The organism is Marinobacter persicus (genome assembly GCF_900114155.1).
Lineage (GTDB): Bacteria > Pseudomonadota > Gammaproteobacteria > Pseudomonadales > Oleiphilaceae > Marinobacter > Marinobacter persicus.
The window spans coordinates 1-1,134 of sequence record NZ_FOSC01000024.1 but is presented as its reverse complement, the minus strand read 5'-3'; the positions used below and the strand labels follow the sequence as shown (position 1 = coordinate 1,134).

Here is a 1,134-nt window from a genome sequence, read left to right as displayed (position 1 = left end):
CATAGGTGTAGGAGGCGAACCGGGGGAACTGAAACATCTAAGTACCCCGAGGAAAAGAAATCAACCGAGATTCCCTCAGTAGCGGCGAGCGAACGGGGACCAGCCCTTAAGCTGAACAACTGGTAGGAGAAGGCTCTGGAAAGTGCCGCCATAGTGGGTGATAGCCCCGTATCCGAAACCTGAGTTCAGTGAAATCGAGTAGGTCGGCGCACGAGAAACGTTGACTGAACATGGGGGGACCATCCTCCAAGGCTAAATACTCCTGACTGACCGATAGTGAACCAGTACCGTGAGGGAAAGGCGAAAAGAACCCCTGTGAGGGGAGTGAAATAGACCCTGAAACCGTATGCGTACAAGCAGTCGGAGCGGATTTATTCCGTGACGGCGTACCTTTTGTATAATGGGTCAGCGACTTATGTTTAGTGGCGAGGTTAACCGTTTAGGGGAGCCGTAGGGAAACCGAGTCTGAATAGGGCGAATCAGTCGCTAGGCATAGACCCGAAACCGGGCGATCTATCCATGAGCAGGTTGAAGGTTGAGTAACATCAACTGGAGGACCGAACCCACTGTCGTTGAAAAGCCAGGGGATGACTTGTGGATCGGAGTGAAAGGCTAATCAAGCCCGGAGATAGCTGGTTCTCCCCGAAAGCTATTTAGGTAGCGCCTCGGACGAATACCACAGGGGGTAGAGCACTGTTTCGGCTAGGGGGTCATCTCGACTTACCAACCCGATGCAAACTCCGAATACCTGTGAGTACTATCCGGGAGACACACGGCGGGTGCTAACGTCCGTCGTGAAGAGGGAAACAACCCAGACCGCCAGCTAAGGTCCCCAAGTACCAGTTAAGTGGGAAACGATGTGGGAAGGCTCAGACAGCTAGGAGGTTGGCTTAGAAGCAGCCATCCTTTAAAGAAAGCGTAATAGCTCACTAGTCGAGTCGGCCTGCGCGGAAGATGTAACGGGGCTCAAACTGGTCACCGAAGCTGCGGCTGCATACTCTGTATGCGGGGTAGGGGAGCGTTCTGTAAGCCTGCGAAGGTGAGTTGAGAAGCTTGCTGGAGGTATCAGAAGTGCGAATGCTGACATGAGTAACGATAATGGGAGTGAAAAACTCCCACGCCGGAAGACCAAGG

1 rRNA gene is annotated in these 1,134 nt (G+C 53.3%); it reads left to right on the top strand.

From position 1 onward, the window contains the following. Window positions 1-1,134 (top strand): 23S ribosomal RNA (locus BMZ63_RS14820); the annotation flags it as partial.